We start from the raw sequence: 7,908 nt of genomic DNA, 5'->3' as shown, positions 1-7,908 counted from the left end.
AAATAGGAAAGTTATTTCCAGACAACTCCTTAGCCTGCTTGGTTGATGGCTTTTTTATAGAAAAAAAAGCCACAAAATTCCATGAATCAGGCATAATAGGTTAGTTCTGGGCCGATGATATCCTTTAGCAGTCAGTTTGGCTTGCCCCGTCAAGGCTCCCGAGTTTACTTTAAATACTTTTAAGTACCATGGTTAGGAGATCCATTCCATGAGCGAAATTGTCAAAGTGACAGATGACTCCTTCGAACAAGTGGTTCTGAAGGCCGAAGGTCCGGTGCTTGTTGACTATTGGGCGGAATGGTGTGGTCCTTGCAAAATGATTGCCCCCGTTCTTGATGAAATTGCCCAGGACTACGATGGCAAGCTGACCGTCTGTAAGCTGAATATTGATGAGAATGAGGCAACCCCGCCAAAATACGGTGTGCGTGGTATTCCTACGCTGATGCTGTTTAAGGGTGGCAACGTAGAAGCCACTAAAGTGGGTGCCCTGTCCAAATCACAGCTGACAGCGTTTTTGGATAGCAATTTGTAACTGCTGGTCAATGCTGGTCATTGCTGGTTGTGACAGACCGTTACAGCCACTTGACTGGCCTCATTTTCATAGCTGCTGATTAAAATTTTAAATCAATTCAGTTGACGAGGCCTTAATTCTTGATTATTTTCCAGAAAAGGATATAGACTTTAATTACACAGGGCTGTCAGTAATCTTCTGATCTCAGGGATCTGGCCCAGACAGGGCAGCCGTTATAAACACTCGCAGGCATTAATCAATACTTAGCTTTCCTTTTTCATAATAAGTCAAATATTTTCTGATCTTCCTGCAAAGACAACGGCCACTTACCTTTCAATTAACATTCGCACACTACTGGTTATGCATCTTACCGAACTGAAGAAAAAGTCTGTTCCTGAACTTCTGGCAATAGCGAATGAAATGGGTCTCGAAAACCTTGCCCGTTCCAGGAAGCAGGATGTAATTTTCACCATACTCAAACGCCATGCACGCAGTGGTGAAGATATCTATGGTGATGGTGTTCTGGAAATTCTCCAGGATGGTTTTGGTTTTCTCCGTTCCGCTGACAGTTCCTATCTGGCGGGACCGGACGATATTTATGTTTCCCCAAGCCAGATTCGCCGATTTAATCTGAGAACGGGCGATACGATTTCCGGAAAAATTCGTCCACCCAAGGAGGGAGAAAGATACTTTGCCCTCCTTAAGGTGAATGAAATCAATTTTGATCAACCAGAAAATGCCCGCAATAAAATCCTGTTTGAAAACCTCACGCCATTATTTCCCCAGGACCGTCTCACCATGGAGATGGGAAATGGGGCAACAGAGGATTTAACCGCTCGGATCATCGACCTGGTAGCCCCTATTGGCAAAGGTCAGCGAGGCCTGATTGTGTCTCCTCCAAAAGCCGGTAAAACACTGATGCTGCAGAATATAGCAGCGAATATTACCCGGAATAATCCGGAGTGCTATCTGATTGTTCTACTCATTGATGAGCGTCCGGAAGAAGTCACCGAAATGTCCCGGTCTGTGCGTGGTGAAGTTGTCGCCTCTACCTTCGATGAGCCTCCTTCCCGTCATGTGCAGGTTGCCGAGATGGTACTGGAAAAAGCCAAGCGTCTGGTAGAGCACAAGAAAGATGTTGTTATTTTGCTGGACTCCATTACCCGGCTTGCCCGTGCTTACAACACGGTGATTCCCTCATCTGGCAAGGTGCTTACGGGTGGGGTGGATGCTCATGCCCTTGAGCGTCCCAAGCGTTTCTTTGGTGCTGCCCGCAACATCGAAGAGGGTGGTAGTCTGACCATTCTGGCCACCGCACTGGTTGATACGGGCTCCAAGATGGATGAGGTCATCTTTGAGGAGTTCAAGGGTACAGGAAATATGGAACTCCACCTTGACCGGCGGGCGGCTGAAAAGCGGGTCTTCCCTGCCATTGGTATTAACAAATCCGGCACTCGTCGTGAAGATCTGCTGACCACAGAAGAAGAGCTTCAGCGTATGTGGATTCTTCGTAAAATCCTGCACCCAATGGATGAAATTCAGGCCATTGAATTCCTGCTGGACCGGATGAAGCACACCAAGACCAATGATGAGTTCTTTCAATCCATGAAGCGGAAGTAATTTTCATTCCTGCAGGAAGGGCTGTGAGAAAGATGTCGTTTGATCACCGTCACAGTCTCTGCCCGGGAGTAAGGCCAAAAGTATCCTGCCAGCCTTGCAACTATTTCACTGTATATTCAGGCTTTCATGCAATGTCGGCACGCTCGGTTTTCGTGCCGGAAATACCGTGAAAGGGTTATTCGATCCTCACAATTCGACAGCAACAACCTCTTTATCATCCCCGTCAACTGACGTGGTTTTCACTATCCAGGCGAAAACTGCCAGAGCCCAGGAAGACATATTCATGAAATACAAGGATCTCCGGGATTTCATTGACCAGCTGGAAAAACAGGGGGAACTCAAGCGAATCAGTCTTGAAGTTGACCCGGTTCTGGAAATGACAGAAATTTGTGACCGAACCCTGAAAAAAGGTGGTCCCGCCCTATTATTTGAAAACCCCAAAGGCTTTGATATGCCCGTGCTGGGGAACTTGTTTGGCACGCAGAAGCGGGTTGCCCTGGGGATGGGACAGAGTGATATCAGTGCACTAAGGGACGTTGGTGAGCTGTTGGCATATCTCAAGGAGCCGGATCCCCCGAAAGGATTAAGAGATGCCATTGAAAAGCTCCCGCTGTTCAGGCAGGTGCTGAACATGGGGCCGAAGGTGGTTAAATCGGCACCTTGTCAGTGAGGTGGTACTAACAGGTGATGATATTGATTTGACCCAGCTGCCCATTCAGACCTGCTGGCCAGGAGATGCCGCACCCTTGATTAACTGGCCTCTGGTGGTTACCCGTGGTCCGGAAAAAGAGCGTCAGAACCCGGGTATTTATCGTCAGCAGCTGCCTGGCAGGAATAAATTAATCATGCGCTGGTGTCCCATCGAGGGGGGGCGCTCGATTTCAGAGACTGGCAGAAAAAACACCCGGATACCCCTTTTCCGGTATCAGTGGCTTTAGGCGCTGACCCTGCGACCATTCTTGGTGCTGTTACACCGATACCCGACTCATTATCAGAATATGCTTTTGCCGGTTTGTTAAGGGGCGGTAAAACTGAGTTGACCAAAAGTCGTACGAACGATCTGCAGGTTCCTGCCAGTGCCGAGATAGTCCTTGAAGGTTTTATCTATCCCACAGAGATGGCAGATGAGGGCCCCTACGGCGATCATACCGGCTATTAAGTCATTCCCGGTATTACCGTTGAATGTGTGACACACCGACGTAACCCCATTTACCACAGCACCTATACAGGGCGTCCACCGGATGAACCAGCGATATTGGGATTGGCTTTGAATGAAATATTTGTTCCCATTCTCAAGAAGCAGTTTCCTGAAATTGTTGATTTTTATTTACCGCCAGAGGGTTGCTCTTATCGACTGGCAGTCGTTACCATGCGCAAGGAGTATCCTGGGCATGCCAAACGGGTTATGCTGGGTGTCTGGTCATTCCTGCGACAGTTTATGTACACCAAGTTTGTGATTGTGACGGATGATGATGTCAATGCCAGGGACTGGAATGATGTGATATGGGCGATGACGACCCGTATGGACCCGAAAAGAGACTCCGTCTTCATTGACCACACCCCCATTGATTACCTGGATTTTGCTTCTCCCGTTGCCGGGCTCGGATCAAAGGTCGGCTTTGATGCCACCAACAAGTGGGAAGGTGAAACCAGTCGGGAGTGGGGAACAGCCATTTCGATGACTGATACCATTAAGCATTGGGTTGATGCTATTTGGGATCAGCTTGGCATTGATGGGTAACAGTTAGGCAGCATGCAGCTTCAGGAAGCCCGGGATCCCTGAAGTCTTGAGCGTTAGAGGTATTCGTGCAGATCAACCAAGTTTCCACTCAGTCTTGCCAGGTGGCAAATCTTCAGTTGCTATCAGAAGGTGTTTACCGCGTCATCCTCAAAACACACCAGGGTTATTTTCCGGACTATTGGGCAGGGCAGTACCTTGAGATTGTCCTGACCGATGGGGAAGCCTGTGCGTTCTCAATAGCCAGCCCCCCGGTTCCCGGGCAAAAGGAGCTGGAATTACATATTCAAAAGTTATCTTCCAGCACAAACTCCATCAAGCTGTTCAACGCCCTTGAGCAGGGGAACATTTCAATCCGAATGCCAAAAGGCCAGTGTTTTCTGGCAAGCGTTCCAGCTAAACCGCTGGTATTTATTGCGGCAGGTACTGGATTTGCCCAGATGAAAAGCATGATTGAATTCTCACTGAAAAATCCCGGGCATAAAGATATCCACCTGTACTGGGGTGCTCGTTCGCCAGAAGGGTTTTATATGCCCAATCTTCCCATTCACTGGGCTTCTTCTCAATTTCACTACCACCCGGTGGTCAGTGATGCTCTTGAACAAGCAGGCTGGAAAGGGCGCCACGGACTTTTGTTTGAGGCGGTCATAGACGATAAAGAGCTTATAATTGGCAGTGAAATCTTTATCAGTGGATCTCCGCAGATGGTCTATGCAACGTTTGATGCGCTGGTAGCGAAAAATTTCCAGGCTAAGAATATTCACTCTGATGTCTTTGCATATGCGCCAAGATCTTGATAAAGCTTCATCACATCGACGGAATATAATTCACATAGTCTAATAAAAACGACAGTATTTTTTATTAGGCAACTGTCGTTATTTATTAAGCCGTGGAAAAAGCCCGTCCCTTGTCTATATTCAAATCGAGTATAATCAATGCAAGGTACGGTATTCAGTATGCAACCATCACCCTCAAAAACAGATCAGGCAGGATTAAAAAATAGTCGGGTCCGGCAGAAAAACATTCAAATTATTCTTCAAGCCGCAGAAGATGAGTTTGTCGCCAGCGGATTTAAGGGCGCGTCCATTCGTGATATTGCCCATCGCGCTGGCTTGCCAAAAGCTAATGTGCACTATTATTTCAATAGTAAGGTTGAGCTATACGGTGCGGTGCTCAATCACATTATGGAGCTATGGCAGTCTGTTTTCAGTGGACTTAATCCAGATGATGATCCTGAAACATCATTAAGACAATTTATCAGGGCCAAAATGAAATATGTTCTGGCGCACTCAAATGCATCCCGTATATTCAGTAGTGAAATACTGCATGGAGGGCAGCATATTAAAGAGCATTTTCAGCCTTTTAATGACTGGATTCAGGAAAAATCCGAGGTGATTAACGGTTGGATTGCCCAAGGTAAGATGAGGCCGGTTGATCCTGTTCATCTGTTATTTACCATCTGGGCAACCACCCAATACTACGTCGACTATGGTCCCCAGGTTGCTTCTGTCCTGGGTAAAGAGGACCTTGAGTCAGAAGATGTGGAAGCTTTTACCGAAAGTGTCTGCCAGATGATACTGGGAGGCTGTGGAATCAATAACTAAAATAAATTCTGCAGGTTATCCTGCAGAAACTACCTCAACCTTATCCACTTTCTGAAAGCCCCTGGGAAGCTTATTGCCACGCCTGCCCCGCTCGCCACGATAATGCTCAAGGTCAGCGGCTTTCAGAGTTACATGGCGTTTGCCGGCAAAGAGTGTCAGCGCATCACCGTCATTGATGATGGCAAGCTGAGTCATGAGTTCACTGCTCTGGGCTGCACGGGCAGAGGCGATATTAATAATTTTGTTGCCTTTCCCTCTGCCAAGCCTGGGAAGCTCCTGTAACGGGAATACTAACATTCGTCCTTCATTGGTGATGGCGGCCAGCATTGGATTGTTGCCGATTATGGATATTGGTGTCAGCACATGGGCATTTTTGGGCAGCGTCAGCAGGGTTTTTCCGGCCTTATTTTTACTGATCATATCGGAAAATTGAGCAATAAATCCGTAACCCGCATCACTGGCCAGCAGATAACAGTCACTGTCATCACCAACACACAAACCTTCAAAGGTTGCCCCGGAGGGAGGGTTGACTCGTCCGGTTAAGGGCTCACCCTGCCCTCTTGCCGAAGGCAGCGTATGGGTCAGGACGGAGTAAACACGGCCGGTAGAATCGAGAAAAACTGAAGTCTGGTTGCTTCGTCCCTTTGCAGATAAACGATAACCGTCGCCAGACTTATAATTAAGTGTCAATGGATCAACATCGTGCCCTTTGGCGCAGCGTACCCAGCCTTTATTTGAAAGTACGACAGTAACAGGCTCGGAGATCATCAGATCGGACTGTGAGAATGCCTGAGCTTCAGATCTTACGACAATAGGAGAGCGACGATGATCACCAAAACTTTTAGAATCTGCTTTGAGTTCTTTTTTTATAAGCGTCTTAAGGCGTCTTTCTGATCCAAGGGTCAACTCAAGAGAATTACGTTCCTGTGCAAGGTCGTCCTGTTCTGTACGAATCTTCACTTCTTCAAGTTTGGCCAGATGTCGCAATTTGAGGTCAAGGATGGCTTCAGCCTGAATGTCAGAAAGACCAAAGCGCTCCATTAGAGTGGCTTTGGGTTTATCTTCTGTACGAATGATTTCTATAATTTCATCAATATTCAAAAAGGCGATCATCAAACCTTCAAGAATATGAAGTCTGCTGAGCACTTTATCCAGCCGGTGCTGCAAACGACGACGTACCGTTTCACTGCGCCACGTGAGCCACTCGCCCAGCATTTTGTCAAGCGCCTTAACCTGAGGCCGTCCATCAACACCGATCATGTTCATATTAACCCGGTAGGTTTTTTCCAGATCAGTGGTGGCAAACAGGTGGTTCATCAGACTGTCAATATCTACCCGATTGGATTTGGGAACGATTACCAGGCGAGTCGGATTCTCATGGTCGGACTCATCCCGCAGGTCAGCGACCATTGGCAGCTTTTTGGCCTGCATCTGCGCTGCGATTTGCTCCAGAACCTTCGCTCCGGATGCCTGGTGTGGCAGTGCCGTCACGACAATATCACCACTTTCCTGCTGGTAGACGGCACGCATTCTTAAAGAGCCCCTGCCGGACTCATACATTTTGATCAGGTCAGAACGAGGGGTAATCAGCTCGGCTTCCGTTGGAAAATCAGGCCCCTGAATATGCTCACAAAGCTCGGCAACGCCTGCCTTGGGGTTTTCCAACAGATGAATGCAGGCGTTGGCCACTTCACGAAGATTGTGGGGTGGAATGTCGGTTGCCATACCAACAGCAATACCGGTGGTGCCATTGAGCAACAGGTTTGGCAAGCGGGCTGGAAGTATGGATGGCTCGTCCAGTGTTCCGTCAAAGTTTGCCACCCAGTCCACTGTGCCCTGGCCTAGCTCCCCCAGTAATGAGTCTGCATATTTAGCGAGACGGGACTCGGTATAACGCATGGCGGCAAAGGATTTGGGATCATCAGGGGAGCCCCAGTTGCCCTGTCCATCGACCAGCGGGTAGCGATAGGAAAAAGGTTGCGCCATCAACACCATGGCTTCGTAACAGGCGCTGTCACCGTGTGGATGAAACTTGCCGAGCACATCACCCACGGTACGGGCAGACTTCTTGAACTTGGCGGTATTTTTCAAGCCAAGTTCACTCATTGCATAGATAATGCGTCTCTGGACCGGTTTCAGGCCATCCCCTATATGAGGCAGGGCACGATCCAGAATGACGTACATGGAGTAATTAAGGTATGCGTTCTCGGTATACGCTCGTAGGGACTGACGTTCAACTCCATCGTCGCCAATAATGATCTGCTCCGTCATGGTTAAACCTGTTTCAGGACTTTGATAATAAATCTGCCATGATAGCAAGTATCATTCTTGTTCTAAAAGTGATGGTGTTATCACAATAAGAATTTTTAAACACAAATGCCTAACCCGGATATTTCATAAACTGCCCCGAATCTCGCGCAGGACTTTGTCGCTCT

At 48.0% G+C, this 7,908-nt stretch carries 5 protein-coding genes and 1 pseudogene; 5 read left to right on the top strand and 1 reads right to left on the bottom strand.

Features of this window, described 5'->3' with window-relative positions; all coding sequences use genetic code 11:
* Positions 1-208 precede the first annotated feature (208 nt).
* From trxA to KDK14_RS16740, 5 genes and pseudogenes are all read left to right on the top strand, one after another.
* A complete protein-coding gene (gene trxA / locus KDK14_RS16760) occupies positions 209-532 on the top strand; it encodes a thioredoxin TrxA (RefSeq protein ID WP_257266322.1) in 324 nt (107 codons plus the stop codon).
* A 339-nt stretch (positions 533-871) separates the two neighbouring features.
* Positions 872-2,131 carry a transcription termination factor Rho gene (gene rho, locus KDK14_RS16755; protein ID WP_257266321.1) on the top strand — a complete coding sequence of 420 codons (1,260 nt, stop codon included), beginning with the start codon at positions 872-874 and terminating at the stop codon, positions 2,129-2,131.
* Between the two features lie 283 nt (positions 2,132-2,414).
* A pseudogene (gene ubiD / locus KDK14_RS16750) lies at positions 2,415-3,872 on the top strand (4-hydroxy-3-polyprenylbenzoate decarboxylase).
* Between the two features lie 65 nt (positions 3,873-3,937).
* On the top strand, positions 3,938-4,666 hold the full coding sequence (locus KDK14_RS21830) for a hypothetical protein (protein ID WP_257266320.1): 729 nt from the start codon (positions 3,938-3,940) through the stop codon (positions 4,664-4,666).
* Between the two features lie 159 nt (positions 4,667-4,825).
* A complete protein-coding gene (locus KDK14_RS16740) occupies positions 4,826-5,473 on the top strand; it encodes a TetR/AcrR family transcriptional regulator (protein WP_257266319.1) in 648 nt (215 codons plus the stop codon).
* A 15-nt stretch (positions 5,474-5,488) separates the two neighbouring features.
* Here KDK14_RS16740 and parC read toward each other — a convergent pair whose 3' ends face one another.
* Positions 5,489-7,744, bottom strand: coding sequence for a DNA topoisomerase IV subunit A (gene parC, locus KDK14_RS16735; RefSeq protein WP_257266318.1), 2,256 nt, complete (start codon positions 7,742-7,744; stop codon positions 5,489-5,491).
* Positions 7,745-7,908: the final 164 nt, after the last annotated feature.

This window comes from Endozoicomonas sp. ONNA2 (assembly GCF_024606365.1).
Lineage (GTDB): Bacteria > Pseudomonadota > Gammaproteobacteria > Pseudomonadales > Endozoicomonadaceae > Endozoicomonas.
Note: the sequence above shows the minus strand (reverse complement) of the source record. Positions and strands in the feature narration are given on the sequence as shown.

Bases quoted from the DNA above. Each gene is read 5' to 3' on its own strand.
- parC (WP_257266318.1), bottom strand. From the start codon at position 7,744: ATGACGGAGCAGATCATTATTGGCGACGATGGAGTTGAACGTCAGTCC.
- rho (WP_257266321.1), top strand. From the start codon at position 872: ATGCATCTTACCGAACTGAAGAAAAAGTCTGTTCCTGAACTTCTGGCA.
- KDK14_RS16740 (WP_257266319.1), top strand. From the start codon at position 4,826: ATGCAACCATCACCCTCAAAAACAGATCAGGCAGGATTAAAAAATAGT.
- trxA (WP_257266322.1), top strand. From the start codon at position 209: ATGAGCGAAATTGTCAAAGTGACAGATGACTCCTTCGAACAAGTGGTT.